The organism is Aureimonas sp. D3 (assembly GCF_001463805.1).
Classification (GTDB): domain Bacteria; phylum Pseudomonadota; class Alphaproteobacteria; order Rhizobiales; family Rhizobiaceae; genus Aureimonas; species Aureimonas ureilytica_A.
On the sequence record NZ_BBWM01000057.1, the window covers coordinates 19,543 to 34,993 of the forward strand.

Annotated in this window: 14 protein-coding genes; 8 read left to right on the top strand and 6 right to left on the bottom strand. The window is 64.2% G+C overall.

What is annotated here, in order from left to right:
- Positions 1–5: 5 nt before the first annotated feature.
- Complete coding sequence (locus AUL36_RS17125; RefSeq protein WP_058599827.1) at positions 6–908, bottom strand: ABC transporter permease subunit; 903 nt, start codon at positions 906–908, stop codon at positions 6–8.
- A gap of 269 nt (positions 909–1,177) precedes the next feature.
- Between AUL36_RS17125 and rirA the strand changes: the two genes are divergently transcribed.
- Entirely contained in the window at positions 1,178–1,657 is a 480-nt protein-coding gene (rirA, locus tag AUL36_RS17130; RefSeq protein ID WP_058599826.1) for an iron-responsive transcriptional regulator RirA, read from the top strand.
- A gap of 12 nt (positions 1,658–1,669) precedes the next feature.
- On the opposite strand, the gene AUL36_RS17135 is transcribed toward rirA, so the two are convergent.
- The gene (locus tag AUL36_RS17135) at positions 1,670–2,887 is read right to left on the bottom strand and encodes a glycosyltransferase family 4 protein (RefSeq protein WP_062222657.1); all 1,218 of its coding nucleotides are present in this window, start codon (positions 2,885–2,887) and stop codon (positions 1,670–1,672) included.
- Positions 2,888–3,039: 152 nt separating this feature from the next.
- Between AUL36_RS17135 and AUL36_RS17140 the strand changes: the two genes are divergently transcribed.
- Both AUL36_RS17140 and AUL36_RS17145 read left to right on the top strand, forming a co-directional pair.
- A complete protein-coding gene (locus tag AUL36_RS17140) occupies positions 3,040–4,080 on the top strand; it encodes an acyltransferase family protein (RefSeq protein WP_062222659.1) in 1,041 nt (346 codons plus the stop codon).
- Positions 4,077–5,252, top strand: a complete 1,176-nt coding sequence (locus AUL36_RS17145) for an acyltransferase family protein (protein ID WP_062222661.1) — start codon at positions 4,077–4,079, stop codon at positions 5,250–5,252. The genes AUL36_RS17140 and AUL36_RS17145 overlap by 4 nt, the downstream gene beginning before the upstream one ends.
- A gap of 29 nt (positions 5,253–5,281) precedes the next feature.
- On the opposite strand, the gene AUL36_RS17150 is transcribed toward AUL36_RS17145, so the two are convergent.
- The gene (locus AUL36_RS17150) at positions 5,282–6,322 is read right to left on the bottom strand and encodes an SGNH/GDSL hydrolase family protein (protein WP_062222663.1); all 1,041 of its coding nucleotides are present in this window, start codon (positions 6,320–6,322) and stop codon (positions 5,282–5,284) included.
- Between the two features lie 319 nt (positions 6,323–6,641).
- On the opposite strand from AUL36_RS17150, the gene AUL36_RS17155 reads away from it, so the two are divergent.
- The 5 genes from AUL36_RS17155 to AUL36_RS17175 all read left to right on the top strand — a co-directional run bounded on the left by AUL36_RS17155 (position 6,642) and on the right by AUL36_RS17175 (position 12,255).
- Entirely contained in the window at positions 6,642–7,901 is a 1,260-nt protein-coding gene (locus AUL36_RS17155) for a LysM peptidoglycan-binding domain-containing protein (RefSeq protein ID WP_062222665.1), read from the top strand.
- Positions 7,902–8,223: 322 nt separating this feature from the next.
- Entirely contained in the window at positions 8,224–10,074 is a 1,851-nt protein-coding gene (locus AUL36_RS17160) for an ABCB family ABC transporter ATP-binding protein/permease (RefSeq protein ID WP_062222667.1), read from the top strand.
- Between the two features lie 66 nt (positions 10,075–10,140).
- A complete protein-coding gene (locus AUL36_RS17165; RefSeq protein WP_280137998.1) occupies positions 10,141–10,884 on the top strand; it encodes a phosphatidylserine decarboxylase in 744 nt (247 codons plus the stop codon).
- Between the two features lie 3 nt (positions 10,885–10,887).
- On the top strand, positions 10,888–11,688 hold the full coding sequence (locus AUL36_RS17170; RefSeq protein WP_058599819.1) for a CDP-alcohol phosphatidyltransferase family protein: 801 nt from the start codon (positions 10,888–10,890) through the stop codon (positions 11,686–11,688).
- Positions 11,689–11,700: 12 nt separating this feature from the next.
- Complete coding sequence (locus tag AUL36_RS17175; RefSeq protein ID WP_062222670.1) at positions 11,701–12,255, top strand: pyridoxamine 5'-phosphate oxidase family protein; 555 nt, start codon at positions 11,701–11,703, stop codon at positions 12,253–12,255.
- A 39-nt stretch (positions 12,256–12,294) separates the two neighbouring features.
- Here AUL36_RS17175 and AUL36_RS17180 read toward each other — a convergent pair whose 3' ends face one another.
- The 3 genes from AUL36_RS17180 to AUL36_RS17190 form a co-directional block, all read right to left on the bottom strand.
- Positions 12,295–13,035 carry an SDR family NAD(P)-dependent oxidoreductase gene (locus AUL36_RS17180; protein ID WP_058636595.1) on the bottom strand — a complete coding sequence of 247 codons (741 nt, stop codon included), beginning with the start codon at positions 13,033–13,035 and terminating at the stop codon, positions 12,295–12,297.
- A gap of 89 nt (positions 13,036–13,124) precedes the next feature.
- Positions 13,125–14,576 (bottom strand): amidophosphoribosyltransferase, encoded by a 1,452-nt coding sequence (purF, locus tag AUL36_RS17185; protein ID WP_058599816.1) that lies wholly within the window; start codon positions 14,574–14,576, stop codon positions 13,125–13,127.
- Between the two features lie 159 nt (positions 14,577–14,735).
- A complete protein-coding gene (locus tag AUL36_RS17190) occupies positions 14,736–15,380 on the bottom strand; it encodes a CvpA family protein (protein WP_062222672.1) in 645 nt (214 codons plus the stop codon).
- Positions 15,381–15,451 lie beyond the last annotated feature (71 nt).

Here is a 15,451-nt window from a genome sequence, read left to right on the forward strand (position 1 = left end):
GGGGATCAGACCTTCTCGACTTCCGGGCGGCCGAGAAGGCCGGAGGGCAGGAAGATCAGCGTGATCGCGAGGATCGAAAAGGCCGCGACGTCCTTGTATTCGACCGAGAAGTAGCCGGACCAGAATGTCTCGATGAGACCGATCGCAAGGCCGCCGAGCATGGCGCCCGGCAGCGAGCCGATGCCGCCCAGAACCGCTGCGGTGAAGGCTTTCACGCCGGCCAGGAAGCCGATGTAGAAGTCGATGACGCCGTAATAGAGAAGGTACATCGTGCCCGCGACGGCGGCCAGCGAAGCGCCCATGACGAAGGTCAGCGAGATCGTGCGGTCCACGTTGACGCCGAGAAGCGAGGCCATCTTGGCGTCCTGCTCGCAGGCGCGCTGCTGGCGGCCGAGTGGGGTGCGCGTGATCAGCGCGGTGAACCCGGCCATCAGAACGAGCGTCGTCAGGATGATCAGGATCTGCATGTAGGAAATCTGCACGCCCTCCATGACCGTGATGCTACCCTGCACCTGCGGCGGCAGCGGCTTGACGCGCGCGCCCTGCGCCAGCTGCACGAAGTTCTGCAGGAAGATCGACATGCCGATCGCGGTAATCAGCGGCGCGAGGCGGAAGGAGCCGCGCAGCGGGCGATAGGCGATGCGCTCGATGGACCAGCCCCAGAGCGCGGTGAAGATCATGGCGACCACGACCATCAGAAGCAGGATCAGCGGAAGGAAGGTCAGGCCGATCGCGGTCAGGATCAGGAACACGGTCAGGGCGATGAACGAACCGATCATGAAGACCTCGCCATGGGCGAAGTTGATCATGCCGATAATGCCGTAAACCATCGTGTAGCCGATCGCGATCAGGCCGTAGATCGACCCGAGCGTGACGCCATTGATGAGCTGTTGGAGAAAATAATCCATGAAACGCCTTTGTTTCGGGCCAGTTTCGTTCGATCTCGAAGCGCAGCGGCGAGAATTTCGTCTGCCTGACGAAGAGGCATGAATAATGGCTTAGCAATCAGTTCCCGCTTCGCCAATGGTCGCACGCGGTTCGGTCGTGGAAAACAAGTGCGGAAGACACGGAAGTGTCACATTCGACGGGCCGGCTTCCCATGAACTTGGAATTATTCTAATAAGTCCTGCAACGACTGCGCTCGCCGACCGGTTCGGCGCCCTTCGAGGAGTGCGCCATGCGCCTGACCCGCCAGACCAACTACGCCATCCGCATTCTCATGTATTGCGCGGCCAATGACGACCGCCTCAGCCGGGTCGGTGAAATCGCAGCGGCCTACAACGTGTCCGAACTCTTCCTCTTCAAGATTCTCCAGCCGCTGGTCGAGGCGGGTTTCGTCCAGACGGTGCGCGGTCGCAACGGCGGAATTCGCTTGGGGCAGCCCGCCGGCGCAATCACGCTGCGCGCCGTGGTGGAAGTGACGGAGGAGAGCTTCGCCATGGCGGAGTGCTTCGAGACCGGCGCGGTGGATTGCCCGTTGATCGACAGTTGCGCTCTGAACGCGGCGCTGCGCGACGCGCTGAACGCCTTCCTCACCACGCTGGGCGGCTACACGATCGAAGCGCTCGTCAACTCGAGCGGCTCGATCCGCAACCGCCTCGGCCTGTCCTTGCCGGTCGCCGCGCCGACCCCCGCTTTGGCGCCCGCGCTGAACTGAGAGCCTGCGGGCTCAGCCGATCATGTCCCGCACCAGCTTGAGCTGCGCGGGCAAGCTGACGCGCTGGAGATCGTAGCGCTCCACCACGGTCCGCCGCGCCGCGGCCCGCAGCGCGTCGAAGCGCGCGGGCTCGCGTAGCGCTTCCGTTACTCTCTCGGCGATGCCGGCCGGATCGAAGAAAGCCACCAGAAGCCCGTTTTCGCCGTCCTGAACGACCTCTTCGACCGGGCTGGTGCGCGAGGCGATCAGGAGGCAGCCAGCCGACATCGCCTCCAGCATCGACCAGGACAGGACGAACGGGTAGGTCAGATAGACATGCGCCGAGGAAATCTGAAGCAGCCTGAGATAGAGGTTGTAGGGTAACTTCCCGGTGAAATGGACGCGCGAGGGGTCGGGCGAGACCTCCCGAAGGGCGCGTTCGCGAAAGCTCTCGCCGTTCGGCAGACGCTGGCCGTAGCTCACCTCGTCGCCGCCCACGATCACGATATGGGCCGTTGGGTGGGATTCCAATATCGAGGCGACCGCCCGCATGAAGACGTGAAAGCCGCGATAGGGTTCGAGATTGCGCGCGACATAGGTAACGACGGCCTTTGAGCGGTCGAGCACCGTTCCATCGGGCAATTCCAGCCGCGCCTCACGATCGGGCCGCACGGCATCGCTATCCACGCCGTCATGGATGACGGCTACCTTCGGCCGATAGGCCTCGGGCAGTCGAGAATGCTGCCAGAGCGTCGGGGACAGACCCCGGTCTGTCGCCTCGAGGCAGGAGAGAATAGCCTGGTTGCGGATGCGCAGCCGGAACCTCACCTCCGGATCGGATGGGAATTCGGGATCGAAGCCGACATCCGCTCCGTCGGCGCTGTAGAAGAACTCGAAATAACTGAGCAAGGGAACGTCCGGGAAGACGTCCTTGACGAAGAGCGTCTCGCCCCACCCCGTATGCCCGACGATCAGATCGGGCTTGATACCCTGGCGCCGAAGCTGGATCAGCTTGCGCGCGACGGCCTGTCCGTAGAGGATCCCGCGCTCCGAACCCGACAGATAGGGGTGGATGCGCGGATCGGGTTCGCGATGAAGCGCATAGGCCTCAACCTCAACGCCCGACAGCCGGTTGGGTGTCTTGAGCGACAGGAAGATGACCCGATTGTCCTGCGCCAGATGCCGGCAGAGATGCAGGAACTGGCCGGGGAAGTTCTGATGGATGAAGAGAAATGTCCGATGACGCGGCATGGGTGGTAAGATCTGTCTTTATCTGACGCGTCGCCGCGGCTTGGAAAGGGCGCGAATTCGGCCGGGGTGGGGGCGAAATAGGCGCCAGACATTGAACCGTCGTTAAGGATCCGATCCTAGCATGAGCGCGTCTGGTCGAGGCGGTCGCGACGATGATTATTCGCATTCAGTATCTGCGCGGGATCGCGGCCCTCATGGTCGTGGTTTTCCATGCGTTCGAGATGCTGGAGCGCCAGACCGGTTTCGGCAATCCGTTTCGCGTCGGCGCGCTGGGCGTGGACGTGTTCTTCGTGATCAGCGGCTTCATCATTTTCGTCGCTGCCGACAAGTCGGACGCCAAGCCCTTCGATTTCATGCTGAAGCGCCTCCTGCGCATTGCGCCGCTCTATTGGGCGCTGTCGCTGCTTGTGGCGACGATCGCACTGTTCAAACCGGCGCTTCTCGCCTCCACGGTGTTCGATCTGCGTCACCTCGTGGCCTCGCTGCTCTTCATTCCGATGCAGCATCCCAAGCTCGATGCGATCTTTCCGGTTCTCGTTCCTGGCTGGACGCTGAACTACGAGATGGCCTTCTACTTCGTCATGGCGAGTGCGCTCTTCGCGCCGCGTGTGTTCAGACCTTGGATCGTCATGGGCGTTCTGGGAGCGGTCGTGGCGCTCGGCCGTCTCGGGGCACCGATCCCGGTCTTCTACGCCGATGCGATCATTCTGGAATTCGCGCTGGGCATCGCCATCGCCCTGGTGTTCCGATCCGGTTTTCGGATAGCGGCGGGCACGGGCGTTCTCCTGACGCTCACCGGCTTCGCGCTCCTGATCTGGCTGGAGCCGGTGGACCTCTCGCGCTTCGTCAAGGCCGGCTTGCCGGCGCTCCTGATCGTTGCCGGCGCGGCGCTCGGCCGGCGGGATGCGGCCAAGCCCGCGTGGCGGCCACTGCTTCTTCTGGGCGATGCGTCCTATTCGCTCTACCTCACCCACGCGCTCGTCCTGCCGGTCTTCGGCAAGCTCTGGGCCGGGGAGGGCTGGTCGATGATGATGGGCGGCGGTTTCGTCTTCATCGCGAGCGCGGCGGCCGTGTCCGCTCTGATCGGCGTGCTCTGCTATCGCCTCGTCGAAAAGCCGCTGCTCGGGCTGACCGCCCGCACCCATTTCGCACGCAAGCCGCCGAGTGGCGTCATGGTAGGGCAGCCCCAATGACGGCAGCGAACCAAGCGAAACCGTTCAGTGATATGCGCTTCGACGCGCTCGACGGATGTCGCGGCCTCTGCGCGCTCATGGTGGTTCTGCTGCACGCGCCCATCGCCGGCCCCATCGGGCAATCCGGCTTCGTGCGGCACAGCTTTCTCTTCGTGGATTTCTTCTTCGTCCTGTCCGGCTTCGTGATCGCCCATTCCTGGGGGGCGCGGCTGATGGCGGGCAAGCGATGGGCCGATTTCATTCAGGCGCGGTTCTGGCGGGTCTATCCGCTGCATCTCGCGATGCTGATGCTGTTTCTCGCGTTCGAACTCATCATGCGCGGCGGACGAGGATGGGAAGGCGCACAGACGCCCGAGACCTTCCTGCACAATTTGCTGCTGACGCATTCGCTCGGGTTCGTCAGCCAGCTCAGCTGGAACTATCCGAGCTGGAGCATCTCCGCCGAGTTCGTCTCCTATATCCTCTTCGCCGCTCTGAGTGTTGTCGCCGCGCGCTGGCTGCGCGCCATCCTGCCGATCCTGGCACTGGCGGGCAGCGCGTTTCTTCTCGTGCGGCTCGGCCATATCGAGGCGCATGTGGATTATGGCTGGCTGCGCTGCCTCGTCGGCTTTTCTCTGGGGGCCTTGCTGCGCCTTTTCCTCTGGGAGCGCCTGCGTTGCGACGTGACTCCGGTTCCGACCATGCGCTGGACGCTGCTGGAACTCGCGACCGTTCTCTATGTGGTCGGCTTCGTCAGCCTGTTCGGCACGGCCAAGCTCTCCATCGCCGCGCCGTTCGTCTTTATGGCGGCGATCTTCGTTCTGGCGCATGAGGGCGGCTGGGTCAGCCGGCTCCTGAAATCGCGGCCCGTCATGCTGCTCGGGCTCCTGTCCTATTCCCTCTACATGACCCATGCCTTCGTGATCGCACGGCTGACCAACGCGGCGACCCTGGCGGAGAAGTTTTGGCACCGGCCGATCTTCGTGGAGGTCGCCCCCGGTACCAAGATCATGGCCGATACGCTCACCGGCGAGATCGTCGTTCTAGCTCTGATCCTGTCGGGAACGATCGTCGTTTCGGCTCTCACATGGCGCTTCATCGAGCGACCCAGCCAGGCCATCGGAAAACGTCTGGCGTCGGGCGGCACGATGGCGTCCCGGCGGCCGGCCGAAGCGGCTCAACCCGGCCGCTGATCTGACACAGCGCCCTGCACAGCGCCACGTTACCAGCCCTGATCGGCCTTCACGCGCTCGATCAACCTTTCCGCCATGCCGCGCTGCGCCTCGACGCCGGGATGCCATGCGCAACCGAAGGAAGTGGGGGGCGGGGCAAAGGCGAGGAAACGAACCTGTCGGTCGCCCGCCCGCTGCCGCGTTTCGACCGCGCTCCGGATCGCCCGTGATGCGGCGTCGAACCGGTCGGGTGCGAGCATCGGGCCGATCAGAGCGTAGATCGGGGCGTCGGGGTAGCGTTGGCGCAAAGTCCTCAGACCGGCCTCATACGCCTCTCCGAAGCGCGGCGGTGCGCCGTCCTTGACGAAATCATTGGTGCCGAGGTGAACGAGCACGAGATCGAACGGCCCCTGTGCCGGGTGGCTCGGCTCGGCTTGCGACTGCACCGCCCGGTCCGCGAGATCGCGCATCGTGCCCTCCGTCGCGCCATTGTAGTTTCGAACGAGCCCGCGCCCGGAAGCCGCCAGAACCGTCGCCTCCGCATCGAGCGCCGCCGCAGTCTGGCCCGCATAGGTCAGCATCTGGTTCTGTGACTGAGGCGTCGCGAGGCATTCGGGCCCGCGCCCTTCGATGCCATAGCCGGTCGAAATGGAATCGCCGATCACGAGAATGCGACGCCGGGGCGCTTCGGGCGGGACGAAGCGCCCGTCGGTCTCGGCTGAAACGAGGCGGACAGCGCCCACATCGCCTTCCGTGCGCTTCAGGAGCTTGATCTGGTGGCGGCCTTGGGTGCCGTTAAACAGCTCATAGGTTCGCTCGCCCGGCCGAAGATCGAGCCTTCGGGAAACGCCGTCCACCACGATCTCCAGACTGTTCTCGCCTTGATTGCCGAGCAGCAACGAAAGCCGGGATCCTTCGATCGCAAAACCGGCTCCGCTGCCCGGCCAGTCGAAAAGCCTCCGGCTCTCGTCCACCTGCCCGATCCACCGCCCAGGACGCTCGGCTGTTTCGCTGTGCGCCGCGACCGGCAGGGCGATGGCGAGCGCAAGCCCGAAGGCAGGGCGCAGGAGGAGGGGGCGGGCGCGAAGCATGGGCAATCCGGGTGGTGTGGAGGCAATCGGCTGGAAGGATTTGCCGGGATGAAGCCATCATGCATGCTCGGGAGACATTTCCAAATCGCGGGGCTGGCAGGTTCGAAGGCCATGCCGATCCAAGGGCAATCGGTTTGGTGGGGCGGATGTTCTCTGAGCCACGATCGTCCCGGCCTCTTGGAGATCGCTTGCCAGCCACCCAAAACGCGCCGGATGCTTCCTCCGGTAACCTTCCTGTGCCATGGAGCGTTGCCGCACCAGCCCAGCAACGGTAAAGTGTGTTTGTAATCAATTTTTTAGATCAAATTGGCGAGATTCGATGAAGGCGCGTTTGGGAGTTTCGGTTCTGGCCTTGGCGGCAGTGGCCTTCGCGGGCGGCTGGCACTACGGCTTGCTCGAGATCCCAACGAGCCGTTCAACGAACGCCGTGCCAGTGGCAAGCTCTGCGCCGGGCGTGACGTCGGATGCGCCGGCGGCCAAGCCTGTTGCCGAAGCGCCGACACCAGCGCAGCCGAACGCGCCGGGCGCTCAGATCACCACCAACGAGGCATCCGCCACGCCGAGCTTCGACGTGGTGCGGGTGGAGCCGGACGGTGCGGCCGTGGTGGCCGGTCGCGCCGCGCCCAACAGCACCGTCTCGCTGCAAAGCGGCTCCGAGCGTTTGGCGGAAGCCAAGACCGATGCGACGGGTGCGTTCGCACTCGATCTGACATTGCCGGTCGGCCAGCATCGGCTGGCTTTGTCCAGCACCGCCGAGCCGGCGGACCCCGAGCGGGTGGAAACCGCGATCGTCAATGTTCCGCAGAAGGGTCGCGAGGGCGAGCTCCTCGTAATGGTGGAGCGGCCCGGCGAAGCCTCCGAAATCGTGGTGAAGCCCGAAGCGCAGGGACCGGCCGCCAAGCCGCAGGCGCCGAGCGCGGCGGCGGCTTCGAGCCGAGCCCCTCCGGCGGACGCGCCTCAAACCGCAGCGGCGGACACGGCCCCGACGGGCGGCGAGACCAAAGCTCCGCCAGCACCGCTGTCCGTCGAGGCTGTTGAAGCCGAAGATGGCAAGCTCTTCATTGCGGGCGCGGCCCGCGAGCGCGCCAAGGTCCACGTCTATCTCGACGATACGTTCGTCGCGGAGACGATGGGCGGGGCGGGTGATCGCTTCATCGCCAGCGCGAACGCTCCCGTTTCGGTCGGGGACCATGTGGTGCGCGCCGACGAGCTGGACGCGGCGGGCCAAGTGGTGGCGCGGGTCGAGGTGCCATTCAACCGGCCCGATACGGCGCCTCTCGCCGCGATTGCGCCTGCCGACGCTCAGCCGGCAACCGCACCGGCCGAAGGAAGCGCCCAGGAGATGGAAGCGCCCGCGACCACGGCGGACGCGCAAGCTCAGATCATGCAGCCGGCCTTGGAGCGGGTCGATGCCCGTGTGATCATCCGCAAGGGCGACACGCTTTGGCGCATCTCGCGCAACACCTATGGGCGCGGCAGCCGCTTCACAGTGATCTATCTCGCCAATGGCGATCAGATCCGCAACCCGAACCGAATCTATCCCGGCCAAGTGTTTCGCGTTCCCGAAAAGGACGGTTGACCGCCGCATCTCTGGGTTCCGCAAGGTGCCAAACGCAGTCGATGCCGGGGGCATCGGCTGACATGGGCAACGAAACGAGGGCGGGGAAATATCCCTCGTACCGACCCGCCCGAGTTTCCAAACAAGCGCTAAGAGTTTCGTGCCGGTCCGTTCACCAAAGGCATGGCTTGGGGGACTGGTTTCCGTAAGGCTACAGGACTAGAACCGATCCAAATCGGGCGGCGCAAGAGCCGCCGCTGCGGCCTTGAGCGGGCTGCCTTCTGAATGGATCGCTTCCTTGTCCGATACAAAACCGAAAGCCGTGTCCGGCGATGGCAGCGCCATGTGGCGCACGCTGGCCAATCTCTGGCCCTATATGTGGCCGCAGGAGCGGCCCGATCTTCGCGGCCGCGTGCTCTGGGCGAGCTTCTTCCTCGTGCTCGCCAAGATCCTGACGGTCGGCATTCCCTATTTCTACAAGTGGGCGACGGATGCGCTCAACGGGGTGAACTCCGCGCAGGGCTGGCTCCCGCTGGTGCTGACCGGGGCGGTGACGCTGGTCGTCGCCTATAATATCGCCCGTGTCGTGTCCGTGGCGCTCAACCAGCTGCGCGACTCGCTGTTCGCCAGTGTGGGCCAATATGCCGTTCGCATTCTGGCCTACCAGACCTTCGTTCATATGCATCAGCTCTCGCTGCGCTTCCATCTGGAGCGGCGCACCGGGGGCTTGAGCCGCATCATCGAGCGCGGCACCAAGGGCATCGAGACGATCGTGCGCTTCACGATCCTCAATACGCTGCCGACGATTCTGGAATTCGCGCTGACGGCGGCGATCTTCGGCTTCAGCTACGGGCTGTCCTATCTCGTGGTCATCAGCGCGACGGTGGTGCTCTATGGCTGGTTCACCATCAAGGCGAGCGACTGGCGCATCACCATTCGCCGCGAGATGAACGACAGCGACACGGACGCCAACACCAAGGCGATCGACTCGCTCCTGAATTTCGAGACGGTCAAATATTTCGGCAACGAGACCATGGAGGCCGATCGCTACGACCGCTCGATGGCGCGCTATGAGAAGGCCGCGACCGAAACCTGGACCTCGCTCGGCTGGCTGAACTTCGGGCAGGGTGTGATCTTCTCGGCCGGTATGGGCATCGCCATGGTCATGTCGGCGATGGAAGTGCGCGCAGGCACGCAGACGATCGGCGATTTCGTCTTCATCAATGCGCTTCTGATGCAGCTCTCCGTGCCGCTGAACTTCATCGGTTTCGTGTATCGCGAAATCCGCCAGGGGCTGACCGATATGGAGGAGATGTTCAACCTCCTCGACATCCGGCAGGAGGTGAAGGACCGGCCGGGCGCGCCCGATCTCGTGGTGGCGCAGGGCGCGATTCGTTTCGAGGATGTGCGTTTCGGTTACGACCCCGAGCGCCAGATCCTGCGCGGCGTGTCCTTCGAGGTGCCGGCGGGCAAGTCGGTCGCGATCGTCGGCCCATCGGGCGCGGGCAAGTCCACCATTTCGCGCCTCCTTTTCCGCTTCTACGATCTGGATTCCGGCCGCATCACGATCGATGGTCAGGACATTTCGGAGGTCCGGCAGGAAAGCGTGCGCAAGTCGATCGGCATCGTGCCGCAGGACACCGTGCTCTTCAACGATACGATCCGCTACAACATCCGCTACGGTCGGCCCTCGGCCTCGGACGAGGAAGTGCAGAAGGCCGCCGATCTCGCGCAGATTTCGCGCTTCATCGAGCTTCTGCCCGATGGGTTCGACACGATGGTGGGCGAGCGCGGTCTGAAATTGTCGGGTGGCGAGAAGCAGCGCGTGGCGATCGCCCGCACCCTGCTGAAAAGCCCGCCGATCCTCGTCCTGGACGAGGCGACCTCGGCGCTCGACACCCATACCGAGCAGGACATTCAAAGCGCGCTGCAACTCGTCTCCCGCCATCGCACGACGCTGACCATTGCGCATCGCTTGTCCACGATCATCGATGCCGACGAGATCATCGTCCTGCGCGCCGGTGTGATCGTGGAGCGCGGCTCGCATCGCGATCTCCTCCAGTCCAACGGCCTCTATGCCGAGATGTGGCGGATGCAGCGCGAGGAAAGCGAAGCGGAAGAAACGCTGCGCCGCGCCCGCGAGGCCGATGCGCTCGGCATTCTCGATCGCAAGCGACCGACCGAGACGGTTTGAGATCATAAGCTCGCGCGCCAACGTTGAGCGCGAGCCCGTTTCTCCCTATGTGTCGTATCCCGATGGCTGCGAAATCGCGGCCACGATACCCCACGAAGGACCAATTCCCCGATGGACATGATCGCCTCGATCCGAAACGCCTTGGTGCCGATTCACCGGGCGGGCTATCCTTTCATCGCCGGGTTCTTCGTCGCCTCTCTGCTTCTTGGGCTCCTCTGGCAGCCGCTGTTCTGGGTCGGGCTCGTGCTGACCCTCTGGTGCGCCTATTTCTTCCGCGATCCCGAGCGCGTGACGCCTGTGGCCGATCACCTTGTGGTGAGTCCGGCGGATGGGCGTGTGTCGTTGGTGGGCCACGTGGTGCCCCCGGCCGAACTTGGCCTCGGCGACGAGCCGCTGCTGCGCGTGTCGATCTTCATGAATGTCTTCAACTGCCATGTGAACCGCGCCCCGGCGCGCGGGCGCATCGCGCGCATCGCCTACAAGGAAGGCAAGTTCGCCAATGCCGAGCTGGACAAGGCCAGCGAGGTGAACGAACGCTCTTCCATGGTGATCGAGAACCCGCGCGGCGAGGTCGGCGTCGTGCAGATCGCGGGCGCGATCGCGCGCCGCATCATCGTCTTCTCGCGCACGGGCGACCATCTGGAAGCCGGCGAGCGCTTCGGCCTGATCCGCTTCGGCTCGCGCCTCGATGTCTATCTGCCCGATGGCACGGTGGCGCGCGTCGCCGAAGGCCAAACGGCCATTGCGGGTGAAACCGTGATCGCGGATTTTGCGGTGAACGCCCCCCACGTCTCCTGGCGCAAGGACTGATCCATGAGCGCCGCGCCTCCGCCCAGCGATCCCGCCACACCGCGCCAGCCCGCCGCGCGCGTCACCTTCCGTCAGGTTCTGCCGAACCTCATCACGATCCTGTCGATCTGCGCGGGCGTGACGGGCATTCGCTTCGCCTTCGAAGGTCGCTTCGAACTCGCTGTCGGGCTCGTGCTCGGCGCGGCCTTTCTGGACGGGATCGACGGGCGCATCGCGCGGCTCGTCAACGGACAGAGCCGTTTCGGCGCGGAGATGGATTCGCTCGCCGACATCGTGAATTTCGGTGTGGCACCCGCACTGCTTCTCTACGCGCATTCGCTCCATGCGGTCGGCTCGATCGGCTGGATCGCGGCGCTTCTCTACATCGCGGGCTGCGCGCTGCGCTTGGCGCGCTTCAACACGATGCTGGACGAGCCGAACCGCCCGGCTTGGAAAAGCGCCTATTTCACTGGCGTACCCTCGCCGGCAGGGGCGGGGCTGGCCCTGTTCCCGGTTTACCTGAGCTTTGCCGGCAATCTCAACGTACCGGAGGTCTCCGGCGCTTTCGCATCCATCTATCTCGTCTGCGTCGGTCTTCTGATGGCGAGCCGCATCCCGACCTTTTCCGGCAAGACGATCGGCCTCCCTGTGCGGCGGGACCATTTCGTCTGGATCGTGCTGATCGTCGTTCTCTATATCGGCCTGCTTCTCAGCTTCTTCTGGGAAACGCTCACCATCTCCGCGCTGGCCTATTACGCATCGATCCCGTTTTCGGTCCGCTCCTACAGGCGCCAGGACGCGGCCCATCACGCCCAATCCGTCTGAGGCATCATCATCATGGCCAAGCAGTTTTCCGAGATCGATGAGCGCTTGGCCGGCTTTATCGATGCGCAGAAGATCTTCTTCACCGCGAGCGCGGCCGAGGGAACGCGCATCAACATCTCGCCTCGGCCGACCGACCATTTCCATCGGCTCGGGTCCAATTCCGTGGCCTATCTCGACCTCACAGGTTCAGGGAGCGAGACGGCGGCGCACCTACGCGTGGACGGTCGTCTGACCATCATGTTCTGCGCCTTCGAAGGCGCGCCGCTGATCCTGCGTCTCTATGGCCAGGGCGGTGTCGCCTTTCGCGGCTCGCCCGATTATCGCGCCTTTCTCGACGCGCAGTATGCGGGCGAAGAGCCGCTCGGCGCACGGCAGATCGTGTTTCTCGACATCGACCTCGTGCAGACGTCCTGCGGCTTCAATGTGCCCTTGTTCGAGCCAGCGGGCGAGCGCCCGACGCTGGATCGATGGGCGGAGGCCAAGGGCGAGGAGGGCTTACGTGCCTACCGCCAGGAAAAAAACCTCCTGAGCATGGACGGGCTTCCAACGGACTTCGTGGAAAGCTGACAGGCATCGGCGGCCCGGAGCCGCCAATGCCGGCCTGTTTCATTCCGGGTCGCGATAGGAGAGGAAGCGGTTCTTGCGCACGTCGAAGAGCCGGCCCGTCTCCGTGAGACTTGGGAATGCGAGCGGCAGAATTTTCGCGGCGACCTCGGCCGGCGAGGGCAGGGTGGCCGGATCTTCACCCGGCAGCGCCTGTGCGCGCATGGCCGTGCGCGTGCCACCGGGATTGACGGAATTGACGCGCAGCGGTGTGTTCACCGTCTCGTTTGCCCAGGAGCGCACCAGAGCCTCTTCGGCTGCTTTGGTGGCGGCGTAAAGCCCCCAGAAAGCCTTGCAGGAATGCGCCGCTCCGGATGACAGGACGATGGCGCGTCCCGCATCCGACAGGCGCAGAAGCGGATCGACCGAGCGGATGACGCGCCAGGTGGACGTCACGTTGACGTTCATCGTCTTTTCGAAGGTCTTTGCTTCGATATGGCCGATTGGCGCGAGAATGCCGAGAACGCCTGCATTGGCGACGAGCACATCGAGCTTGCCCCAGCGCTCATTGATCGCGCCGCCCAGGCGATCGATCCCCGCCATGTCGGTGAGGTCGAGAGGCACGAGCGTTGCGGAGCCACCCGCTGCCTTGATCTCGTCGTCGAGGTCTTCCAGCCCGCCGACCGTGCGAGCCACCGCAATGACATGCGCGCCTTCAGCCGCCAGAAGCTTCGAAAGTTGGTAGCCGATGCCGCGCGATGCGCCCGTGACGAGCGCGACGCGCCCTTCGAGTTGACGAGCCATATCCTGAAGCCTCCCATTGCGAAGACAGCCGACAGACCGCCTCGTTCGGCGGTCTGTCTAGCGGATGGCGCGGCGTGTTTGAACCCGGCTTAGCCGTTGCCGCCCAGCATGGAGAGCTGACGAACATTGTCCGCGCCGTCGAAATCGGTCAGCGCGGTCGGGTAATCGCCTGTGAAGCAGGCATCGCAGAACTGCGGCGCGTGCGGGTTGCGCTCCGGCTCGAAGGAGGCGCGGTACAAGCCGTCGATGCTCACGAAGCCGAGGCTATCAACCTGAATATAATCGCGCATTTCCTCGATCGTCATGCGCGACGCCAGAAGCTTCGACTTCTCGGGCGTATCGACGCCATAGAAGCAGGAGGCGCGCGTCGGCGGCGATGCGATGCGCATGTGGACTTCCACTGCGCCGGCCTCGCGCACCATCTGGACGATCTTCTGCGAGGTGGTGCCGCGAACGATCGAATCGTCCACGAGAATCACACGCTTGCCTTCGATCATCGAGCGGTTGGCATTGTGCTTGAGTTTGACGCCCATGTGGCGGATCGAGTCGGTCGGCTGGATGAACGTGCGGCCGACATAGTGATTGCGGATGATGCCAAGCTCGAAGGGAAGCTTGGCTTCCTGCGCGTAGCCAATGGCGGCAGGCACGCCGGAATCGGGAACGGGCACGACGATGTCGCCCATTTCCTTGCTTTCGCGCGCCAGCTCAGCGCCGATGCGCTTGCGAATTTCATAGACATTGCGCCCTTCGACATTGGAGTCGGGCCGGGCGAAATAAACATATTCGAAGATGCAGAAGCGCGATCGACGCGCCTGGAACGGAAAGGCCGACTCGATGCCGCTGTCGGTGATGGTCACCATCTCGCCGGGCTGGATGTCGCGAACGAAATCGGCGCCGATGATGTCGAGCGCGCAGGTCTCGGAGGCGAGGATCAGCGAGCCTTCCAGCTCGCCCAAGACGAGCGGGCGAATGCCAAGCGGATCGCGCACGCCGATCATGCGGCCGGGCGCCATGCCGACGAGCGAGAACGCGCCTTCGAGGCGCGACAGGGCGTCGATCAGCTTGTCGTTGAAATGCCGCGCGCCACTCGTCGCGACGAGATGCAGGATCGTTTCCGTGTCCGACGTGGAGGAGAAGATCGATCCGCGCCGCTGCAACTCGCGCTGCACGGTGAGGGCGTTGGTGAGATTACCGTTATGGGCTACGGCGAAGCCGCCGGCCGAAAGCTCGGCAAAGAAGGGCTGGACGTTGCGCAGGCCGCCGCCGCCCGTGGTCGCGTAGCGCGTATGGCCGATGGCCGCTTCGCCTGGCAGGCGTTCCAGAACGGATTGCTTGGTGAACGTGTCGCCGATCAGCCCGGCATGGCGCTCGACATGGAACTGCTTGCCATCGAACGACACGATGCCGGCCGCTTCCTGCCCACGATGCTGGAGCGAATGGAGCCCGAGCGTGACGAGCGCGGCTGCGTCCGCGCGGCCGAAAATGCCGAACACGCCGCACTCTTCATGCAGGCTGTCATCGTCGAAAGGTGTCTCGTCCATGCGCTCGAACTTTCCCTGCACGCCGTCCCGATCATCGCTCCCCCAATTGTCATATAAGGGTTCGGCTGATGAAACACGAATGAAAAACCTAAAAGGCCCGGAGCGGTAAGCTCCGAGCCGATTCTTTCAAGGGGGAGGATGGGCCGGGCCCGAGTCCTCTCAGTTAGCCGGCGCTTCGGCCGGCTGTTCCTCGTTCTGCTGGATCGCGTCTTCGATCGAAGCCGGCTGATCCGAGGCGGAACCATTGTCCTGCGCCGCGCCGCCGGCCGGCGTCTGGGCTGCCTGACCGCCCTGGAAGCGTTGACGGATCGTTGCCTCGGGATTGTCGGGCAGGGCGGCGACGAGCTTGGCGCCGAGTTCGTCCAGCATGGGCTTGGAGCGCGCCTGCGTGACCCAGACCGGCTGATTGCCGCTGTCGGGCGGCGTCAACCAGTTGAAGAACACCATGGCGACCACCACAAGGAGGAGGCCACGTGCCGCGCCGAACAGGAAGCCGAGCGTGCGGTCGAGCGCGCCGATGCGGCTGTCGATAATGAAGTCGGCGATCTTGAGCGTGATGAACGAGACAATCAGCAGCGTCAGGAAGAAGATGCCGGCGGCCGAGGCGGCCATCGCGACCTTCTCGTTGTGAATATATTGCAGAGCAAAGGGGGTGAGCTTCTTGTAGAAGAAGAAGGCCGCAGCGGCGGCGGCCACCCAGCTCAGCACCGAAAGCACTTCGCGCGAGAAGCCGCGCACCATGGCGAGCAGCGCCGAAACGAGCATGATGGCGACGAGGATCGCATCGAGGAGCGTCAGGGTCATGGATTCCGTGCCTTCGGCGGGCCGTGTTTGGCGGCTCAGCGCCCGATCCGAGTTCTTTGCCGTGTGATGGC

Coding starts and splice junctions, on each gene's coding strand:
- AUL36_RS17180 (WP_058636595.1), bottom strand. CDS start 13,035: ATGGCTCGTCAACTCGAAGGGCGCGTCGCGCTCGTCACGGGCGCATCG.
- AUL36_RS17160 (WP_062222667.1), top strand. CDS start 8,224: ATGTGGCGCACGCTGGCCAATCTCTGGCCCTATATGTGGCCGCAGGAG.
- AUL36_RS17135 (WP_062222657.1), bottom strand. CDS start 2,887: ATGCCGCGTCATCGGACATTTCTCTTCATCCATCAGAACTTCCCCGGC.
- AUL36_RS17150 (WP_062222663.1), bottom strand. CDS start 6,322: ATGCTTCGCGCCCGCCCCCTCCTCCTGCGCCCTGCCTTCGGGCTTGCG.
- AUL36_RS17155 (WP_062222665.1), top strand. CDS start 6,642: ATGAAGGCGCGTTTGGGAGTTTCGGTTCTGGCCTTGGCGGCAGTGGCC.
- AUL36_RS17125 (WP_058599827.1), bottom strand. CDS start 908: ATGGATTATTTTCTCCAACAGCTCATCAATGGCGTCACGCTCGGGTCG.
- rirA (WP_058599826.1), top strand. CDS start 1,178: ATGCGCCTGACCCGCCAGACCAACTACGCCATCCGCATTCTCATGTAT.
- purF (WP_058599816.1), bottom strand. CDS start 14,576: ATGGACGAGACACCTTTCGACGATGACAGCCTGCATGAAGAGTGCGGC.
- AUL36_RS17175 (WP_062222670.1), top strand. CDS start 11,701: ATGGCCAAGCAGTTTTCCGAGATCGATGAGCGCTTGGCCGGCTTTATC.
- AUL36_RS17190 (WP_062222672.1), bottom strand. CDS start 15,380: ATGACCCTGACGCTCCTCGATGCGATCCTCGTCGCCATCATGCTCGTT.
- AUL36_RS17145 (WP_062222661.1), top strand. CDS start 4,077: ATGACGGCAGCGAACCAAGCGAAACCGTTCAGTGATATGCGCTTCGAC.
- AUL36_RS17140 (WP_062222659.1), top strand. CDS start 3,040: ATGATTATTCGCATTCAGTATCTGCGCGGGATCGCGGCCCTCATGGTC.
- AUL36_RS17170 (WP_058599819.1), top strand. CDS start 10,888: ATGAGCGCCGCGCCTCCGCCCAGCGATCCCGCCACACCGCGCCAGCCC.